Raw genomic sequence first — 19,386 nt, 5'->3', positions numbered from 1 at the left:
GGGCGGCCCGGACGACGGGGGGTCGCGGCGGATCAGAGCTTCAACGCGGTCCGCAGGAAGGCGAGTTCGGCCTGGGTCAGCTGCTCGTTGACGCCGCCCGGCGTCATGTGGGTGATTCCCGGCAGGGCCAGCAGGCTGTGCGGCCGGCCCGCCCCGGTGAGTGCCTGGGAGAGCAGCAGGGTGTGCGAGGGGTGCACGTTGTCGTCCGCCAGACCGTGGATGAGCAGCAGCGGCCGGTCGAGCGAGGCAGCGTCGTCCACCAGGCAGTCGGCCGCGTAGCCCTCCGGGTTCTCCTGGGGCAGTCCCAGGTACCGCTCGGTGTACGCGGTGTCGTACAGCCGGAAGTCGGTGGGCGGGGCGCCGGCGCAGGCGGCGTGGAAGACGTCCGGGCGGCGCAGCACGGCCAGTGCCCCGAGGTAGCCGCCGTACGACCAGCCGCGCACACCGACCCGGTCGAGGTCGAGGTCGGGGTGGATCTCGCCGAGCGCCCGCAGCGCGTCGGCCTGGTCGTCCAGCGCCACCTGGGAGAAGCGGCGGAAGATGGTCCGCACGAAGGCGGGGGAGACGAACGGGGTGCCGCCGTTGTCGACGGTGACCACCGCGAAGCCCTGGTCGGCCCACCACTGCTTGAGCTGCCAGCGGCGCGGCTCGTTGGCCACGGCCTGGAAGCCGGGGCCGCCGTAGACGTCGAGCAGTACGGGCAGCTTGCGGCCCGGGACGTGCCCGCGCGGGTAGACCACGGCGCTCGGCAGGCCGCGCTCGGTGACCCGGGCCAGCAGCGGCTCGACCCGGTACGGCAGCGGGGCGGAGAGGTCGGTCAGGGTGACGGTGCCGTGCGGGGTGCGGGCCTCGCGGCGCACCCCGTCCGGGTCGGCCGAGACGAGCAGCAGGGTGTCGCCGGCGGCCTGCGCGCTGTGCACGCCGGGGCCCTCGGAGAGCCGCTCGGGCGCGCCGCCGTCCGGGTCGATCAGGTGGACGTGCTGGTCGAACGGGTCGCCCTCGCCGGTCTCGCAGAGCAGCCGGTCGCCGACCCGGCCGACGACCCGGCGGATCTGCAGGCCGGTGGTGTCCAGCGGCTTGCCGTCCACGGCCAGGCCGCGGGCCTCGGGCGTGTCCAGGACGGTGAGCAGCCGGCCGCCGTCCAGCCGGTCCGGCGTGCCGGGCAGGTCGTCCACCCAGAACTCGTCGGTGGTGCGGGAGAGTTCGGTGGTGCCGCCGGTGGCCGGGTCGGCGCTCAGCAGCAGCACGTTCTGCTGCAGCCGGTCGGCGACGGTGAGCAGCAGCTCCTCCGGCCCGGCCCACCGGGCGGCGCACAGGTAGGGGAAGGCCTCGGTGTCCCAGTGGAGTTCGACCCGGGTGTCGTCCAGGCCGAGCACCCAGAGCCGGACGTCCGCGTTGGGGCCGCCGGCCTGCGGGTAGGCGAACCGCTCGGGGGCCTGCTCCGGGTGCGCCGGGTCGGCGAAGTGCCGCGGCGGGACGGCGGACTCGTCCACCCGGGCGGCGAGCACGGCGCCGCCGTCGGGGCGCCACCAGTGGCCGCGGTGGCGGCCGAGCTCCTCGGCGGCGGCGAACTCGGCGACGCCCCAGCGGGCGCCGTCGTCCGGGCTGAGGCGCCGGTCGGCCCCGCCGTCCGGGGCGGTGACGTACAGGGCGTCGTCGGCGACGTAGGCGATGCGCTCGCCGGTCGCGTCCGGGCGGGGGTCGAAGACGGGGCCGGCGGTGGCGAGTTCGGTGGTGCGGCCGGTCGCGGTCTCGGTGCGGAAGAGCCGGCCGTCGAGGGCGAAGACGGCGACGGCGAGGTCGGGGGTGGCGGCGAAGGTGCCGATACCGGCGGCGGTGAGCCGGGACCGCTCGCGCAGTCGGCGCTCGACGTCGGGCAGGTCGGCGGTGGAGCCGGTACGGCCGGGGGCCAGCACGGTCGGATCGGCCACCTCTCGCTCGGCACCGGTGGCGAGGTCGAGGAGGTGGAGCCGGTCGAACCGGTCCTCGGGACCGCTGGAGCGGAGCAGCAGCAGGCGGGTACCGTCCTCGTTGAGCGAGATCGCTCGCGGGGCACCGAAGCTGAAGCGGCCGGTCCGGGCGCTGAGGGAGAGGTAGGAGTCGGTGATGGTCACCGCCCGATGGTCGCCGTGGAACGGGCTCGCCACCAGTAGGACGACATGTGAAATGTCACACATCACGTGATCTGGGTAACAGAAAGTCCGGGCGCCGACCCCGGCCCCGGCCCCGACACCACTCCAGGAGGAACGCAGTGACCGAGACCGCGCCGACCGTCGAAGCCCCCGAGCCGCTGGCCGGGACCGACCGGCTGTTCACGCTGGACCCGGCGGTGGTCCACCTCAACCACGGGTCCTTCGGCGCCGTCCCGGTCCCGGTCCAGCAGCTCCAGCGGCGGCTGTACGAGGAGCAGGAGGCCGACCCGGACGGCTTCTTCGCCGACCTGCCCGGGCGGGTCGCGGCGGCCCGGGCCCGGCTCGCCGACGCCCTCGGCACCCGGCCGGAGCTGCTGGCGCTCGTCCCCAACGTGACCGACGCGATCGCCGTCGCCCTCGCCAACGTCCCGCTCGCGGCCGGGGACCAGGTCCTGGTCACCGACCACGGCTACGGCACGGTCACCGAGGCCGTCCGCCGGCGGGCCGAGGAGCTGGGCGCCGAACTGCGCACCGTCCGGCTGCCCCTGGACCTCCCGGACGGGGACGCCGTCCGGGAGGCCGTGCTGGCCGAGGTCACCGACCGCACCGCGCTCGCCGTCCTGGACGGCATCACCTCGCCCACCGCCCGCCGGGTCGCCACCCCCGGCCTGCTCCGGGAGCTGCGCGGGCGCGGGGTGACCACCGTGGTGGACGCCGCGCACGAGCCCGGCATGCTGGCCGACCCGGTCCCGGCGGAGGCCGACTTCTGGTTCGGCAACCTGCACAAGTGGGCGTTCGCCCCGCGCGCCACCGGGGTGCTGGTGGTCCGCCCGGAGTGGACCGGGAAGATCCGGCCGCTGATCCTCTCCTGGGAGGACCACCAGGGCTATCCGGCCGCCGTCGAATGGCGCGGCACGCTGGACTACACGCCCTGGCTGGCCGCCCCGGCCGGGATCGACCTGCTGGTCGGGCTGGGGCCCGGGCTGGTGCGCGAGCACAACGAGCGGCTCGTCGCGTACGGCGCCGCGGTGGTCGCCGAGCGGGTCGGACTGGCCGCGCTGCCGACCTCGGCCGGGCTGTCGATGCGCGCGCTGCGGCTGCCGCCCGGCGTCTCCGAGACGCTCCCGCAGGCGCAGGAGCTGATGGCGCATATGTGGCGCCGGTACGCCGTGCGGACGGTGGCGCGGCCCTGGGCGGGCGGCGGGGTGCTGCGGCTGTGCGGGCAGCTGTACAACCGGGCGCCGGAGTACCGGGTGCTGGCGGACGGGCTGGCGGAGCTGCTGCGGTAGTCGGTCCCGCCTCGGCCTAGCGGTCGCCGGGGACGCCGTCCTCCGTGGGGCCGTCCGCGGCGGCGCGCAGCTCGGCGAGCAGCGCGTGCTGCTCCGCGATGAGCCCGGTGAGGATCCGCCGCGCCGCCCGGAGCAGGTCGGCGACGTCCCCGCCGGCCAGGGCGTACACCACCGTGCTGCCCTCCCGGGTGGCGGTGACGATGCCGGACCGGCGCAGTACCGCGAGCTGCTGGGAGAGGCTGGACGGTTCGATCTCCAGCTCCGCCAGCAGGTCGCGGACGGGCGTCGGTCCGGCCTGCAGCAGCTCCAGGACCCGGATCCGGACGGGGTGGCCGAGCATCCGGAAGAACTCGGCCTTGGCCTGGTACAGCGCGACCGCCACGGCGCTCCCTCCCTGTGCGTGCCCTCGTGCGTCCCCCTGGTGTGTGCTCCGGGTGCCCCCGGTGCGGTCAGATCTCCAGCGAGAGCTCGATCCGCTTCAGCTGGTGGCGGGCCATCGCGAGGTTGGCGCGGGAGCGGTTGAGCGCCAGGAACAGGAACAGCCCGCGCCCGCTCTGCGTGGTCAGCGGCCGCAGCAGGTGGTACTGGCTGGTGAGGCTGACCAGGATGTCCTCGATCTCGTTGTCGTGCAGGTTGAGCATCTCCATCGCCCGCATCTTGGCCCGCACCACGTCGGTGTTCCCGGCGGCGGCGACGTGGAGGTCGATCTCGGTGCTGTCGCCCAGGCTCCCGAGCGCCATGCCGCTGCCGTAGTCGACCAGGGCCACGCCGATGGCGCCCTCGATCGCCATGGCCTCCTTGAGCGAGGTCTCCAGATTCGCCATCGTGCGCTCCTCCCGCGGGCCCGGTGGGTGCCACCGGGATGTGGCACCGAATGTAGGGAGGACTCCGGGCGCGGCACCGCGAATGACCGGAGTCGTTCGAAGATGGTCGCCGGGTGACTGCTTGAAGACATTTGCAACTATGGATGTGAGAGAGATCCGATGCATTGCCCGGGAAAAACGGTGCTATCGATGTCGGTCCCGGCGGGTAACCTCTCGCTGAGATGCGAGATCACACCAACGACCCCCGGACGGCGATGAACACCCCTGAGCCCGAGCCCTCCGACGACCGGGAGCTGAGCCCCGCCGAGGCCTTCGCGGCCTCCCGCCGCCGGGCCAAGGAGCAGGCCACCGCCCTGTACGGCTTCCAGGAGCTGTACGACTTCCCGCTGGACGACTTCCAGCTGGAGGCCTGCCGCGCCCTGGAGGCGGGCGAGGGCGTCCTGGTCGCCGCTCCCACCGGATCCGGCAAGACCATCGTCGGCGAATTCGCCGTCCACCTGGCCCTGCGGGGCGGGCGGAAGTGCTTCTACACCACCCCGATCAAGGCGCTGTCGAACCAGAAGTACGGCGACCTGGTCAAGCGCTACGGCGCCGCCAAGGTCGGCCTGCTCACCGGCGACAACAGCGTCAACGGCGACGCCCCGGTGGTGGTGATGACCACCGAGGTGCTCCGCAACATGCTCTACGCGGGCTCCAGCACCCTCGACGGCCTGGGCTACGTGGTCATGGACGAGGTCCACTACCTCGCCGACCGCTTCCGCGGCGCGGTCTGGGAGGAGGTCATCATCCACCTCCCCGAGTCCGTCACGCTGGTCTCGCTCTCCGCGACCGTGTCCAACGCCGAGGAGTTCGGCGACTGGCTGGACACCGTCCGCGGCGGCACCCGGGTGATCGTCTCCGAGCACCGGCCGGTCCCGCTGTGGCAGCACGTGATGGCCGGCAACCGGATGTACGACCTGTTCGCCAGCCCCGACCGCGACGGCCGGCCGAAGAGCAGCCCGCGCAACCCCGGCAAGGCCGTCAACCCCGAGCTGGTCCGCCTCGCCCGCAGCGAGCTCGACCGCAACCCCCGCGACCGGTTCGGCCGGGGCCGGGGCCGCTCCATGCCCAACGGCCGCCCCGGCAAGGTCTGGACCCCGGGCCGGGTCGACGTCATCGACCGCCTCGACGCCGAGGGCCTGCTGCCCGCGATCACCTTCATCTTCAGCCGGGCCGGCTGCGAGGCCGCCGTCCAGCAGTGCCTCTCCTCCGGCCTGCGGCTGAACAAGGACGGCGACCGCGCCCGGGTCCGCGCCTTCGTCGAGGAGCGCTGCGCCGACATCCCCGACGAGGACCTCCACGTCCTCGGCTACTTCGAGTGGCTGGACGGCCTGGAGCGCGGCATCGCCGCCCACCACGCCGGCATGCTGCCCCGGTTCAAGGAAGTGGTCGAGGAGCTGTTCGTGAAGGGCCTGGTCAAGGCCGTCTTCGCGACCGAGACCCTGGCCCTGGGCATCAACATGCCCGCCCGCTCCGTGGTCATGGAGAAGCTCGTCAAGTGGAACGGCGAGACCCACGCCGACATCACCCCCGGCGAGTACACCCAGCTCACCGGCCGGGCCGGTCGGCGCGGCATCGACATCGAGGGCCACGCCGTCGTGCTCTGGCAGCGCGGCCTCGACCCGGAGGCGCTGGCCGGCCTCGCCGGTACCCGCACCTATCCGCTCAAGTCCTCGTTCCGGCCGTCCTACAACATGGCCGTCAACCTGGTCTCCCAGTTCGGCCGACACCGTTCGCGGGAACTCCTGGAGACGTCCTTCGCGCAGTTCCAGGCCGACCGCTCGGTGGTCGGCATCGCCCGCCAGGTCCAGCGCAACGAGGAGGGGCTGGAGGGCTACCGCGAGTCCATGACCTGCCACCTCGGCGACTTCGAGGAGTACATGGACCTGCGCCGCAAGCTCAAGGACCGGGAGAACGAGCTCGCCCGCGAGGGCAGCAGCCAGCGCCGCGCCGCCGCCGTCGAGTCCATCGAGCAGCTCAAGCCCGGCGACGTCATCCACGTCCCCACCGGTAAGTTCGCCGGCCTCGCGCTCGTCCTCGACCCGGGCCTGCCGCCGGACCGCCGCTCGCCGCGCGGCGGGCCGCGCCACCCCGACTACCAGGACGGGCCGCGCCCGGTGGTGCTCACCGCCGAGCGGCAGGTCAAGCGGCTCGCGATGATCGACTTCCCGCACCCGGTCGTCGCCATGGACCGGCTGCGCATCCCCAAGTCCTTCAACCCGCGCAGCCCGCAGTCCCGGCGCGACCTCGCCTCGGCGCTGCGCACCAAGGCCGGCCACCTGGAGCCCGAGCGGTTCCGCAAGGGCCGCGCGGCCGCGGCCGACGACGCGGAGATCACCCGGCTTCGCACCGTCCTGCGCCAGCACCCCTGCCACGGCTGCGACGAGCGGGAGGACCACGCCCGCTGGTCCGAGCGCTACCACCGGCTGCACCGCGACACCGAGTTGCTGGAGCGCCGGATGCGCTCCCGCACCCACACCATCGCGCGCACCTTCGACCGGGTCTGCGGGCTGCTCACGGACCTCGGCTACCTCAGCGGCGACACCGTCACCGACGACGGCAAGCGGCTCGGCCGGCTCTACGGCGAACTCGACCTGCTCGCCTCCGAGTGCATCCGCGAGGGCGTGTGGAGCGACCTCGCCGCCGCCGAACTCGCGGCCTGCGCCTCGGCGCTGGTCTACGAGTCCCGCCAGTCGGACGACGCCACCGCCCCCCGGGTCCCGGAGGGCGCGGCGAAGACGGCGCTCGGCGAGATGGTCCGCATCTGGGGCCACCTGGACGCGCTGGAGGAGCAGCACCGGATCAACACCGCCGAGGGCGTCGGCCAGCGCGAGCCCGACCTCGGCTTCGCCTGGGCCGCCTACCGCTGGGCGCTCGGCCACTCGCTGGACCAGGTCCTGCGCGACGCCGACATGCCGGCCGGCGACTTCGTCCGCTGGACGAAGCAGCTGATCGACGTCCTGGGCCAGATCCAGGACGCCGCCGGTGAGGACGCCGAACTGCGCAGGACCGCCCGCAAGGCGGTCGACGGCCTGCGCCGCGGCATCATCGCCTACTCCTCCGTCGGCTGACCCGCCCGGAGCTCCTACGCCGTCGGCCCCCCGCCCCGAGCGGGGGGCCGACGGCGTCGGCGCTTCTCAGGACCGGTCGAGGAGCCGGAGACGGCTGAGGGTGCGGTTGATGTCCAGGGGGAGCGAGTCCCCGCCGAGGGCGTCGGTCAACGGGGCCTCGGCGACGAGGTGGAGCCGGGCGTCGCGGTCGTGCAGGACGTCGACGAGATTGGCGAAGCGCTGGGCGCTGTCGCGGTCGGCCGAGGAGAGCCGCGGCAGGCCGGCCAGCACCCAGGAGTCGAAGCGGTCGGCCAGGGCCAGGAAGTCGATGGTGGAGGTGCGTGCGCCGCACAGCTCGTGGAAGTCGAACCAGACCAGCCCGTCGCGCACGGCGCGGGCGGTGACGGCGCGGCCGCCGACGTCCAGCTGCCGGCGCTCCTCGGCCGAGGGCGGTTCGAGCCCGGCCGCGCGGAGCTGCGCCGGGGTGCCGGGGCACAGGTAGCGGCCGGTCCCGAAGCGTGAACGGGCGCCCCCGGAGGGGCGGTCGGTGCGGTAGTCGCGCGGTCCGGCGACCTCGACGATGTCCAGCGAGGCTTCGAGGAGCCTGATGGTCGGCTCGAACATGTGGTGGTGGACCGGGTTCGGCAGCAGGCCGGCCGGCGGGTAGTTCGACGTCGCCACCAGGGTGGTCCCGCGTTCGAACAGCGAGCCGAGGACCCGGCCCATCATCATGGCGTCGCCCGGGTCGTGGACGTGGAACTCGTCGAAGAAGAGCAGCCGGCAGTCGCCGAGGAGCTCCGCCACCGCGAGGTCGCAGGCGTCCCGCTCCCGGCGGTGGCGCGCGTACACCGCGTGGAACTCCCGGAAGAACTCGTGGAAGTGCACCCGCCGCTTGCGGGGGAGGGGGAGTGCCTCGTAGAACACCTCGGTCAGCCAGCTCTTGCCCCGGCCGACCGGCCCCCAGACGTAGAGGCCGCGCGGGGGCGGTCCGGCGAAGAAGCGGCGGCGTCCGGTGACCTCGGCGCCGAGCCGGGCGAGTCGTGCGGCGGCGGCCCGCTGCGCCTCGTCGAGCGCGAAGCCGGCCTCCTCGGCCGCCTGTTCGAAGGTGTCCAGCATCTGTGTGCCCCCGGTACCGGAAGATGACGGACCGCCAGGTCGCGGGGCGGTCCGCAATGATCATTTCAGAGCGGGGTGCGCGCCGGAAGTCGGAGCGGCCGACTTCCGGCGCGGGCGCGGACGCGGACGCGTGACGTCGGCGGCCGGCTCAGGCCGGGGGCGGGCCGGCCGCGTCGAGGCGGTGGACCAGGGCGCGGAGGGCGCGCAGTTCACGGGCGAGGGCCTCGGCCCCGGCGGTGGTGAGGGTGACCCAGGTGCGGGGGCGGCGGCCGGCGTAGCCCTTGTTCACCGCGACCAGGCCGGAGTCCTCCAGCACCTTCAGATGCCGGGAGAGGTTGCCGTCGGTGAGGCCGAGCTCCTGCTTGAGGAAGGCGAAGTCGACGCTCTCGGCCTCGCGGGCGATCGCCAGGATGCCCAGCCGGACCCGCTGGTGGACGGTGTCGTCCAGGGCCAGGGTCGGGTGCTGCTCCTCGGGGTCGTCCACGACGTTCATGGGGTGACCGTACGGGATACGGCGGGGGTGCGACGCTCGGCGGCCCACTGGGCCAGGCCGGCGACCAGCAGGAGCCCGGCGAGCAGCAGGGCCTTCGACCGGGGGCCGTCGAGCCACGGAAGCCAGCTGCCACCCCAGGATTCGCCGAGGAGGACGGTGAGCAGCACGGCGTGGACGAGGCCCGTGCCGGCCACCAGCGGGCTGCGCTCGGTGAAGCCGAGGACCAGCAGGCCGATGTCGACCATGTACCAGGGTGAGGCGTAGTCGTTCCCGAGGAGGGAGAGCGAGAACGGCACCCGGTCGGCGAAGGCCAACGTGAGCACGACGGCGGTGACCACGATGGCGGTCGCGGCCGTGGCGCCGAGCCAGGCGCTGCGGTGCGGGACGATGCCGCGGGCCTCGCCGCGCCGCCGGTACCAGCGGGCCAGGGCGAACCAGGCCAGCGGGAGCAGCACGAACCAGACCCCCCAGGCCAGGAAGCGCAGGATCGCACCGTCGAAATCGCTGGTCACGCAGGGGCTGTCGAGTGCGCCGTGCTGCACGCAGAGATGGTTGTACTCCGCATAGGCGAAAGCTGGGTACGAGGTGATGGTCCGCCCGGTGGCGCCGAAGTTGTAGGCCTCGCGCGCGATCGGGACGGCCGCCAGGGCCAGCAGTCCGAAGCCGAGCAGCGGGACGCCCGCGCCGCGCAGGCGGGTCCGGGCCCGGGCGCGCAGGCCCTCCGTCGCGGCGAGCAGGCCGGCCGGGTCGTCGCGGTGCAGTGTGTCCATGGTCCACCCCTGGTGACGTTGTGTCAGTGGCTGTACTTTGCATTGCAAAGTACATTGCAGTCAAGAGTTCACGTCACGGCAAAGCAAAGGGCCCGTCGCGCGGTGCGACGGGCCCGGGGGCGGGGGAGGGGCGGCGATCAGCGGGCGGCGAGGGTCTCCAGGACGCGGTCCAGGGAGGTGCCGAGGCCCCAGCGGGTGGCGAGGTCCTCCAGGGTCATCGGGTCGAGGGGCTCGCGGGGGAGGGCCGGGTCGAAGTCGGGGAGCGGGGCGTCGGTGGCGACCCGGACCACGGTCGGCGCCACGTCCAGGTAGGCCGCGGCCTCCAGGATGTTGCGGCGCCGGGCCGGGGTGAGGGCGGAGCCGATGTCCTGGGCGGCGGCGCGGATGCCGGCGAGGTCGCCGTACTCGTGGATCAGCTGGGCCGCCGTCTTCTCGCCGATGCCCTTGACGCCGGGCAGGCCGTCGCTCGGGTCGCCGCGCAGGGCGGCGAGGTCGGCGTACTGGGCGCCGCCCACGCCGTACTTCTCCCGGAGCAGCGCGTCGTCGGTGATCTGGAGGTTGCCCATGCCCTTGACGGGATAGAGCACGGTGATCCCGCGGGCGTCGTCGACCAGTTGGAACAGGTCGCGGTCGCCGGTGACGATCTGCACCGGTCCGGTGGCCCGCGCGGTCAGGGTGCCGATCACGTCGTCCGCCTCGTAGTCGGCGGAGCCGATCCTGGCGATGCCGAGCGCGTCCAGCACCTGCTCGATCACCGGGACCTGCGGGGCGAGGGTGTCCGGCACCTCCTCCGCGCCGTCCTCGGCGGCCTCGGCGACCCGGTGGGTCTTGTAGGAGGGGATGAGGTCCACCCGCCACTGCGGCCGCCAGGCGGCGTCCATGCAGGCGACCAGCTGGTCGGGCCGGTGGTCGTGGACCAGCCGGGCGATGAAGTCCAGCAGGCCCCGGACGGCGTTGACCGGCTCACCCTGCGGCGAGCGCAGGGTGTCCGGTACGCCGAAGTAGGCCCGGAAGTACAGGCTGGCGGAGTCGAGCAGCATCAGACGGGGTGCGGTCACGCCTCCGATCATGCCGTACCGGGCGGACAGGGACGTGTCGCCGATGCCTGTGCGGGTGGATGCGGTCAGTGCTTGTGCGGGCCGGCGCGGTGGACCGGGCCGTGGGCGTCGGCGCAGTGGTCGGGCGAGAGGTCGCCCGGGGTGGTGATCTGCAGCAGTGCGCCGGCCTCGTCCTCGCCGACGTGGTCGACCTGGAGCGTGCTGTGCGAGATCCCGTACTCGTCGGCGAGCCTGCGCTGCAGTTCGCGGCGGACGGCGTGGCAGTCCCCGCCGGGGGTGACCAGGATGTGGGCGGAGAGGGCCGGCTGGTTGGAGGTGATCTCCCAGATGTGCAGGTCGTGGATCTCCTCCACCAGCGGCTGGGCGACCAGCCGGTCCGCGACCGTGTCCGGGTCGATGCCCGCCGGTGCGGCCTCCAGGAAGATCCGCCCGGAGTCGCGGACCAGGCCGATGCCGGCCTTGAGCATCAGCGCCACCACGATCAACGAGGCGATCGAGTCGGCGCGGGCGAAGCCGGTGGTCACCATGATCACGCCGGCGACGGCGGTCGCGATGAACGCGTACAGGTCGGTGAGCACGTGCTGGAAGGCGCCCTCGACGTTGAGGGAGCTGCGGTTGGCCTTGGACATGCACCAGGCGGCGGCGATGTTGACGACGATCCCGATCAGCGCCGTGACCAGCACCAGCGTGCCGGCCACCTCCGGGGGCTCGAACAGTCGGGTGACGGCCTCGTAACCGAGCCAGGCGGAGAGGATCAGCAGCGTCACCCCGTTGGCCTGGGCCGAGAGGATCTCCGCGCGCTTGAGCCCGTAGGTGTAGCCGCCGCGCGCGGGGCGGGCGGAGAGCCGCATGGCGATCAGGGCCAGCACGATCGAGGCGGCGTCGGTGAGCATGTGCGCGGCGTCCGAGATCAGCGCCAGCGACTGGGCGGCGAAGCCGACCACCACCTCGCCGGCCATGAACACCACGATCAGCGCGAGCGCGCTCAGCAGCCACCGGCGGTCGGCGTCGGCGGCGACGCCGTGCGAATGCCCGCCGTGGCCGCCCCGGCCGCCGTGCTTGTGGTCATGCTCATGATCATGCTGGGAGTGCTCGTGGCCGGCCATCGAAGTCCTCTCCTGGAGCCCATGAACGCGTGGGGGTAAGGGGCGATGTGTGCAACCGCCCCGCACCCGAAGTGAACCGCACATCGAACGAAGATCCAAAGGCTGCATTGGAGACCGTTGTCATTGCCGCGTCGTAACCCTCGTGGGGTATCGTCCCGCTGCCGTTGACCAGGGGAGAATCGCATGGGGCCGGACGGACGCACCGCAGGGGCCGAACGGGTGGTCGGCCTCGGCACGATCGCCCGCGAGTGGGGCCGGATCGGGATCACCGGCTTCGGCGGGCCGCCCGCGCACATCCTGCTGCTGCGCAGGCTCTGCGTGGAGCGGCGGCGCTGGCTGACCCCCGAGGAATTCGAGGACGGCATCGCGGCCACCAACCTGCTGCCCGGCCCGGCCTCCACCCAGCTCGCCGTGCTGACCGCGTGGCGGCTGCGCGGTGTGCCCGGCGCGCTGGTCGGCGGGGTCTGCTTCATCGGGCCCGGGCTGGTGCTGATCCTCGCGCTCGCGGCGCTGTTCCTGGCCGGCGACCCGCCGCTGTGGGTGCTCGGCGCGGCGGCCGGGGCCGGGGCGGCGGTGCCGGCGGTCGCGGTGCAGGCGGCCACCTCGCTCGTCCCGGCCAGCCTCGGCCGGATCGGCCGGGACCGGGGCGCCCGCGCCCGCTGGGCCGGGTACGCGCTGGCCGGGGCGGTGGCGGCGGTGCTGACCGGCCCCTGGCTGGTGCTGGTGCTGATCGCCGCCGGACTGGCCGAGATCGTCGTCCGGGGCGGAGGGAGTGGAACGGGCGACCGGGGATCGGGCGGATCGGGCGGACGGGCCGTGCTGCCGCTCGCCACCGGCCCGCTCGCCCTGGGCGGGCTCGGCGTGCTCGGGGCGGTGGCCTGGGTGGCGTTCAAGGTGGGCGCGCTCTCCTACGGGGGAGGGTTCGTGATCATCCCGCTGATGCGGGACGACGCGGTCAACCGCTACCACTGGATGACCGACGGACAGTTCCTCAACGCCGTCGCCCTCGGCCAGGTCACCCCGGGGCCGGTGGTGCACACCGTCGCGGCGGTCGGCTACGCGGCCGCCGGGCTCGGCGGCGGCCTGCTCGCGGCGGTGGTCGCCTTCGCGCCGTCCTTCCTCTTCGTGCTCCTCGGCGGCCGGCACTTCGACCGGCTCCGGGCCGACCGGCGGGTGCGGGACTTCCTCACCGGCGCCGGACCGGCTGTGACCGGTGCCATCGCCGGCTCGGCGCTGCCGCTGGCCGCCTCGCTCGGGTACGGCTGGCAGTGGGGCGTACTGGCCGGGGCGCTGCTCTGGCTGGTGCTCGCCCGCCGGGGTGTGGTGCTCGCCCTGCTGGCCGCCGGTGCGGCGGGCGTGCTCGCCGTGGCCGCCGGGCTGCCGCCGGCCTGAGCCTCCGGTCCGTACGGGCGCTCGGTCCGTACGGACCCCCGGGGTCGCACAAGCATTCAGCCTCCGGCGTGAACCTGGGGCGGGGGGCTCACTCGACCGGGTGAGCCCGGTTTGCGCGCCCCTGTGCGCCTGCGCCACGATCGGCACCCGTGAAGATCATCGCGGCTCGGTCCGTCCACTGGCTCTCGGAACTTGAGCCCGTCGCCGCCGAATTGATGAACCGTCATATCAATTCGGCGCGCGAGTGGTTCCCGCACCAGTACGTGCCGTGGAGCCTCGGCCGGGACTTCGACGGACCGCTCGGCGGCGAGCCCTGGCGGCCGGAGCAGTCCGCGCTCGCCCCCGCGATCCGCTCCGCCCTGGTGGTCAACCTGCTCACCGAGGACAACCTCCCCGGCTACCACTGGACCATCGGCGCGCAGACCTCCCGCGACGGCGCCTGGGGAGCCTGGCTGCACCAGTGGACGGCGGAGGAGGACCGGCACGCCGCCGCCATCCGCGCCTATCTGCACGCCACCCGCGCCGTCGACCCGGTGGCCCTGGAGCGCGCCCGGGCGGCCCAGGTCTCCACCGGCACCCTCCCCCGGCCGGACGGCGTGCTCGGCCTGGTCGCCTACGCCGCCGTGCAGGAGCTGGCCACCCGGGTCAGCCACCGCAACACCGGCCGGCTCAGCGGCGACCCGGTCTGCGACCGGCTGCTCGCCCGGGTCGCCCAGGACGAGAACCTGCACATGGTCTTCTACCGCGAACTGCTGCGCGCCGCACTGGAACTGGACCCCGACGAGGTCCTGGTCCGGCTCGACGCCACGGTCCGCGCGTTCGCCATGCCCGGCCAGGGCATGCCCGGCTTCGCCGCCCTGGCCGCCGAGATCGCCGTCGCCGGCGTCTACGACCCGCGGGTCCACCACGACGAGGTGCTCGCCCCGCTGCTCCGCTCCCTGCGGGTCTTCGAGCTGACCGGGCTCGGCCCGGACGGCGAGCGGGCCCGCGACGGGCTCGCCGAGCAGCTCGCCGTGCTCGACACCCGCGCCGCCCGGTTCGTCGAACGCCGCGCCCGGGCGCTGGCCGCCCGCGCCGCCCGCGACTGACCGCGCCGCCCGCGACCGACCGCGCGCCGTCCGCGACCGACCCGTACTCCCCGCCCCCGGACAGGAGAGGCATGACCACCACCATCGACGGTGGCGCCGATACCCGCGGCACCACGACCGTCGGCACCAGCGCCGCCGACATCGAGTTCCACTACGACCTCGGCAACGACTTCTACGGCCTGTGGCTCGACGAGACGCTCAGCTACTCGGCCGCCGTCTGGGACGGCATCGACCCCGCCGAGCCCGACACCACGGCCCTGCCCCGCGCCCAGCGGGCCAAGCTCGACCTCCACCTCGACCTGGCCGGTGCCGCCCCCGGGGCCGGGCTGCGCCTGCTCGACGTCGGCTGCGGCTGGGGCGGGCTGATCGACCGCGCCGTCCGCACCGGCCGGGCCGCCGAGGCCACCGGGCTCACCCTGTCCCGGGCCCAGCACGCCCACGTCCGGTCGCTCGGACTGCCCGGCGTCGACGTCCGGCTGGAGAGCTGGGACGCCCACGAGCCCGGGCGCCCGTACGACGGCATCGTCTCGGTCGGCGCCTTCGAGCACTTCGCCACCGCCGACATGGACGCCTCCGCCCGACTCGCCGCCTACCGGGCCTACTTCGAGCGCTGCCACGGCTGGCTGCGGCCCGGCGCCCGGATGTCGCTGCAGACCATCGCCTACGACGGGGTGACCGGGGGCGACGGCCCGGTCGGCGCCTTCGTCGCGGCCGAGGTCTTCCCCGGCGCGGTACTGCCCCGGCTGGGCGAGATCGTGCTCGCGAGCGACCCCTACTTCGCCGTCACCGTCGTCCGGGCCTCCGCCGAGGACTACGCCCGAACCCTGGGCGCCTGGTCCGCCCGGCTGCTGCGGGCCCGCGCCGAGGCCGAGCAGCTCGTCGGCCCGGACGGCTACCGCCGGTACCGCCGCTATCTGCGGGCCTGCGAGGTCACCTTCCTGCGCGGCGCGGCCACGCTCTACCGGATCGGCTTCCGGCGGCGCGACGAGCCGCTCCGGCCGGCGGGCTGAGGGCCGGCCGGATGAGTCCCTCCGCCGCTCCCGCCGATTCGTCGCCCTTACCGGGAAGCCCCACCGAGCCGCTCGCCACCGCCGCCGCCCCTGCCGCCGCCGTCGCCCCTGCCGCCGCCATTCCCGGAGCAGTCGCCCCCGGCCCGGTGGGCCGGCGGCGGGCCTGGGCCGCGGTGGGGGTCGTCTGCGCCGCGCTCTTCCTGCTCGGACTCGACTTCACCGTGCTCAACGTGGCGGTCCCCGGCCTGCGCGCCGAACTCGGCCCCACCCTCGCCGAGACCCAGTGGATCGTCGACGGCTACGCGCTCGCCCTCGGCGGCTGCGTCCTCGCCGGCGGCGCCCTCGGCGACCGGTACGGGCGGCGCCGTGCGTTCGCCGCCGGACTCGCGCTCTGCGCGCTCGCCTCGGTGGCGGGCGCGCTCGGCGACAGCCCCGGGCAACTCGTCGCCGCCCGCTGCGCGATGGGCCTCGGTGCGGCGTTCTTCATGCCGGCCACGCTCTCCACCGTCGTCCACGTGCTGGACGCGCCGGAGGACCGGCGACGGGCGATCGGCATCTGGGCGGCGGTGGCCGGGGTCGGCGCGCTGTTCGGCCCGGTGGTCGGCGGCTGGCTGGTCGAACGGCACGGGTGGCAGGCCGCGTTCTGGCTGAACGTCCCCGTGGTGGTCGTGATCCTGGCGCTCACCCCGGTCGTCCCCGAGTCCCGCGACCCCGGGGCCCGACCGCTGGACCGGCTCGGCGCACCGCTGTCCTGCGCCGCCCTGCTCACCCTCGTCTGGGGCTTCATCGAGGCACCGGGCCGGGGCTGGACCAGTGCCGCGGTGCTCACGGCGTTCGCCGCCTCCGCCGTGCTGACCGCTCTCTTCGTGCGGCGCCAACTCCGCTGCGCCGCGCCCATGGTGCCGCTCCGGATCCTGCGCGGCGGGCCGGTCTGGCCGGCCACGGTCAGCCTGGCGCTGATGTCCTTCGCGATGTTCGGCGCGATGTTCCTGCTCACGCTCCACCTCCAGCAGGTGCGCGGCCTCTCGGCCTGGCAGGCCGGGCTGCGGATGGTGCCGCTCTCGCTGGGGCTGGCCGTCGGCGCCGTGCTGGGGCCGGTGGTCGCCCGGCACGCCGGGGCCCGGGTGCCGGTGGCCGCCGGTCAGCTGCTGATCGCCGCCGGGTTCGTCCAACTCGCTCTCCTGGAGGCGGAGTCGGGGGACGCCCCGGTGCTGCTCTTCGAGGCGGCGGCCGGACTCGGAGCGGGCCTGCTCGCACCGGTGGCCACCGAACTCGTGATGAGTGCCGTGCCGCCGGCCATGGCCGGGGTCGGTTCGGCCCTCAACGACGCCACCCGGCAGGTCGGTTCCACGCTCGGTGTGGCGGTGCTCGGCTCCGTGCTGGCCACGGTCGCGGACGGCGCCGCACCGGGTGACCGGGCCGCCTTCACCGCCGGTCTGGGCGCCGCCGCCCTGGTCGGCGGGGCGGTCGCCGCGGCGGCCGTACCGCTCGCCTGGCTCCGGCTGCCCGGGCGTGAACCCTCGGCGGCCACCGGCAACCCGGCCCCGGCGGCACCCGGACCGGGCTGAACGCCGGACCCGTCACCCCTTCCTTCCCGTTGTCCCCTTCCGAGAGGAATCCCCGTGTCCGACACCTTCACCGTCCTGCGCGACTGCCTGGTCGCCGAGTTCGACGTTCCGGCCGACCGGGTGGAGCCCGGGGCCACCCTCGCCTCGCTGGAGCTGGACAGCCTCGCCCTGGTCGAACTGTCCCTGCTGGTCGAGGAGCGGATCGGGGCGACCGTCAGCGACATCCGCCCCGAGTCCACCCTCGGCGACCTGGCCGCCCACGCGGACGCCGTCCGGGCCGCGGCTCCCGCCGCCGTCCCCACCGCGAGCACCGTCGCCGCGAGCACCACCCTCGCGTCGAGCGCCGTCAGTTGAGCACCGGCGGCACCGGCGGTATTCGCGCCGCCGGAGGCACCCGGGTGACAGCCTCCCGGGCGGTCGCCGTGACCGGGATCGGCCTGGTCACCCCCGCCGGGTTCGGCGCGGCGGCGAGCTGGGCCCGCCTGCTCGACGGCACGTCCACCGCCCGCACCGATCCCCGGCTCGCGGGGCTGGCCGTCGACTTCTCCTGCCCGGCCGAGGGCTTCGAAGCGGTCGAGCTGCTCGGCGGCCGGCTGGTCCGCAGACTCGACCGCTTCTCCCAACTCGCCGTTCTGGCCGCCCGCGAGGCCGTCGCCGACGCCGGACTCGACCCGTCGGCCTGGGACTCCGCCCGGGTCGGCGTCGTCCTCGGCGTCAGCGCCAACAGCACCCTGACCTACGAGACCGAGTACGCCCGGCTCGCCGACGGCCGGCCCGACCTGGTCTCCCCGCTGATGCTGCCCCGGTCCATCCCGAACATGGCGGCCGGCGAGGTCGGCCTCGACCTCGGTGCCCGCGGGCCCAACCTGGTCACCAGCACCGCCTGCGCCTCCGGCACCACCGCCCTCGCCGTCGCCTGCGACCTGCTCCGGGCCGGGACCTGCGACCTCGTTCTGGCCGGCGGCACCGACTGCCCCCGCGCACCGATGGTGTCCACCGCCTTCGACCGGCTCGGCGCGCTCTCCCGCCGGCGCCACGACCCGGCCGGCGCCTCCCGCCCCTTCGAGGCGGACCGGGACGGCTTCGTGATCGGCGAGGGCGCGGGCGTCCTGGTACTGGAACGGGTCGCGCACGCCCGGGCGCGCGGCGTCCGGCCGCGCGCGTACCTGGCCGGCCACGGCTCCACCGCCGACGCCCACCACTTCACCGCCCCGCACCCCGGGGGCGACGGCCTGGCCCGGGCGATCCGGGCCGCCCTCGCCGACGCCGGACTCGCCCCGCACGACATCGGGCACGTCAACGCGCACGGCACCGGCACCCGGCTGAACGACACGGCCGAGGCGGCGGCCCTGCACCGGGTCTTCCACCGGCCGCCCCCGGTCACCTCGGTCAAGGGCGCGATCGGCCACACCATGGGCGGCGCCGGGGCGATCGAGGCGGCGGTCACCGTGCTCTCCCTCCAGCACGGACTGGTCCCGCCCACCGCCAACCTCGAACGGCCCGACGAGTCCCTCGGCCTCGACGTGGTCGCCAAGGTGCCGAGACGGCTCGCCCTGGACGCCGCCGTCTCGGTCTCCAGCGGCTTCGGCGGGCAGAACGCGGCCGTCGTCCTCACCGCAGCCTGAGCTGCCGCCGCCCGAGCCACCGCCACCCGTCACCCGCGACCCGTCACTCTCCGCCGTCCCGCCCCCGGAGTCCGCCATGCCCACCCCCGCCACCCGCCGGCCGCTCACCCGGGCCCGGCTCACCGCCGCCGGCCTCTACCAGCGGCTGGTGATGAGCCGCCCGCCCGCCGACTGGACCGTCCCGCCCGCCGACGGCCGCTACGGCCCGGCCGAACCCGCCGACCCCCGGCCGCTCACCCTGCTGATGCTCGGCGACTCGCTCGCCCGCAGCTTCGGCGCCGGCCGGCCCGAGGAGACCCTCGGGGCGCGGCTCGCCCAGGCCCTCGGCGAGCACCTCGACCGCCCCGTCGACCTGCGGGTGCTCGCCCGGGTCGGCGCCACCACGGCGGCCCTGCGGCAGCAGGTCGCCCGGGCGGACCGGATCCGGCCCGGCATCGCCGTGCTGATCGTCGGCGGCAACGACGTACTCCTCCCGCTCCCGCTCGGCCGCGCCGCCCGCCGGTTCGCCCTGGTGCTCCAGCGGCTCCGCGACACCGGCTGGCACCCGGTCGTCGTGCCCTGCCCCGACCCCGGCCACGCCCCGGGCTTCCGCGCCCCGGCCCGCCTCCTCGGCGCGCCCCGCTCGCACCGCCTCGCCCGCCGCCAGACCCGGGCCGCCGAACGCGCCGGCATCCCGGTGGCCGTCTCCTCCGGCCCCGAGTTCCGCGACCGGGCCGACCACCTCCTCGGCCCCGACGGCGTCCACCCGTCCCCCCGGGGCTACGCCGAGCACGCGACCCGGATGCTTCCCGCCCTCCTCGCCGCCGCGGCCACGCTCCCCCCCCCC

17 protein-coding genes are annotated in these 19,386 nt (G+C 74.8%); 9 read left to right on the top strand and 8 right to left on the bottom strand.

What is annotated here, in order from left to right; genetic code table 11:
* Positions 1–32: 32 nt before the first annotated feature.
* Positions 33–2,114 (bottom strand): prolyl oligopeptidase family serine peptidase, encoded by a 2,082-nt coding sequence (locus BI06_RS54770; RefSeq protein WP_199523350.1) that lies wholly within the window; start codon positions 2,112–2,114, stop codon positions 33–35.
* A 137-nt stretch (positions 2,115–2,251) separates the two neighbouring features.
* Between BI06_RS54770 and BI06_RS25680 the strand changes: the two genes are divergently transcribed.
* The gene (locus BI06_RS25680; protein ID WP_043471924.1) at positions 2,252–3,421 is read left to right on the top strand and encodes an aminotransferase class V-fold PLP-dependent enzyme; all 1,170 of its coding nucleotides are present in this window, start codon (positions 2,252–2,254) and stop codon (positions 3,419–3,421) included.
* Positions 3,422–3,437: 16 nt separating this feature from the next.
* Here the strand turns inward: BI06_RS25680 and BI06_RS25675 are convergent, their stop codons facing one another.
* Complete coding sequence (locus BI06_RS25675) at positions 3,438–3,803, bottom strand: metalloregulator ArsR/SmtB family transcription factor (protein WP_043471921.1); 366 nt, start codon at positions 3,801–3,803, stop codon at positions 3,438–3,440.
* Between the two features lie 67 nt (positions 3,804–3,870).
* Positions 3,871–4,245 carry a hypothetical protein gene (locus BI06_RS25670; protein ID WP_030395945.1) on the bottom strand — a complete coding sequence of 125 codons (375 nt, stop codon included), beginning with the start codon at positions 4,243–4,245 and terminating at the stop codon, positions 3,871–3,873.
* A gap of 254 nt (positions 4,246–4,499) precedes the next feature.
* Here BI06_RS25670 and BI06_RS25665 point away from each other — a divergent pair, with 254 nt between their 5' ends.
* Positions 4,500–7,355, top strand: coding sequence for an RNA helicase (locus BI06_RS25665; protein WP_051741837.1), 2,856 nt, complete (start codon positions 4,500–4,502; stop codon positions 7,353–7,355).
* Positions 7,356–7,421: 66 nt separating this feature from the next.
* Here the strand turns inward: BI06_RS25665 and zapE are convergent, their stop codons facing one another.
* From zapE to BI06_RS25640, 5 genes are all read right to left on the bottom strand, one after another.
* Positions 7,422–8,450 carry a cell division protein ZapE gene (gene zapE / locus BI06_RS25660; RefSeq protein WP_043471918.1) on the bottom strand — a complete coding sequence of 343 codons (1,029 nt, stop codon included), beginning with the start codon at positions 8,448–8,450 and terminating at the stop codon, positions 7,422–7,424.
* Positions 8,451–8,598: 148 nt separating this feature from the next.
* Positions 8,599–8,943, bottom strand: a complete 345-nt coding sequence (locus BI06_RS25655; RefSeq protein WP_030395948.1) for a transcriptional regulator — start codon at positions 8,941–8,943, stop codon at positions 8,599–8,601.
* Positions 8,940–9,713, bottom strand: coding sequence for a hypothetical protein (locus BI06_RS25650; RefSeq protein WP_082558677.1), 774 nt, complete (start codon positions 9,711–9,713; stop codon positions 8,940–8,942). The genes BI06_RS25655 and BI06_RS25650 overlap by 4 nt, the downstream gene beginning before the upstream one ends.
* 137 nt (positions 9,714–9,850) lie before the next feature.
* On the bottom strand, positions 9,851–10,783 hold the full coding sequence (locus BI06_RS25645; protein ID WP_055731147.1) for a 5'-3' exonuclease: 933 nt from the start codon (positions 10,781–10,783) through the stop codon (positions 9,851–9,853).
* 53 nt (positions 10,784–10,836) lie between these two features.
* On the bottom strand, positions 10,837–11,877 hold the full coding sequence (locus BI06_RS25640; RefSeq protein ID WP_030395951.1) for a cation diffusion facilitator family transporter: 1,041 nt from the start codon (positions 11,875–11,877) through the stop codon (positions 10,837–10,839).
* A 183-nt stretch (positions 11,878–12,060) separates the two neighbouring features.
* Here BI06_RS25640 and chrA point away from each other — a divergent pair, with 183 nt between their 5' ends.
* From chrA to BI06_RS46770, 7 genes are all read left to right on the top strand, one after another.
* Positions 12,061–13,269, top strand: a complete 1,209-nt coding sequence (gene chrA, locus BI06_RS25635) for a chromate efflux transporter (RefSeq protein ID WP_051741835.1) — start codon at positions 12,061–12,063, stop codon at positions 13,267–13,269.
* A gap of 149 nt (positions 13,270–13,418) precedes the next feature.
* Complete coding sequence (locus tag BI06_RS25630) at positions 13,419–14,357, top strand: acyl-ACP desaturase (RefSeq protein WP_233290291.1); 939 nt, start codon at positions 13,419–13,421, stop codon at positions 14,355–14,357.
* A gap of 71 nt (positions 14,358–14,428) precedes the next feature.
* Positions 14,429–15,367, top strand: coding sequence for a cyclopropane-fatty-acyl-phospholipid synthase family protein (locus BI06_RS25625; protein WP_043471912.1), 939 nt, complete (start codon positions 14,429–14,431; stop codon positions 15,365–15,367).
* Positions 15,368–15,378: 11 nt separating this feature from the next.
* A complete protein-coding gene (locus tag BI06_RS25620) occupies positions 15,379–16,935 on the top strand; it encodes an MFS transporter (RefSeq protein ID WP_082558676.1) in 1,557 nt (518 codons plus the stop codon).
* A gap of 54 nt (positions 16,936–16,989) precedes the next feature.
* Positions 16,990–17,289, top strand: a complete 300-nt coding sequence (locus BI06_RS25615) for an acyl carrier protein (protein WP_063795022.1) — start codon at positions 16,990–16,992, stop codon at positions 17,287–17,289.
* A 44-nt stretch (positions 17,290–17,333) separates the two neighbouring features.
* Entirely contained in the window at positions 17,334–18,560 is a 1,227-nt protein-coding gene (locus tag BI06_RS25610; RefSeq protein WP_043473027.1) for a beta-ketoacyl synthase, read from the top strand.
* Between the two features lie 76 nt (positions 18,561–18,636).
* On the top strand, positions 18,637–19,386 hold a 750-nt coding region (locus tag BI06_RS46770), incomplete at its 3' end, for an SGNH/GDSL hydrolase family protein (protein ID WP_082558765.1).

The organism is Kitasatospora sp. MBT66, from assembly GCF_000710405.2.
GTDB lineage: Bacteria > Actinomycetota > Actinomycetes > Streptomycetales > Streptomycetaceae > Kitasatospora > Kitasatospora purpeofusca.
This window is presented reverse-complemented; position numbering and strand designations above follow the sequence as displayed.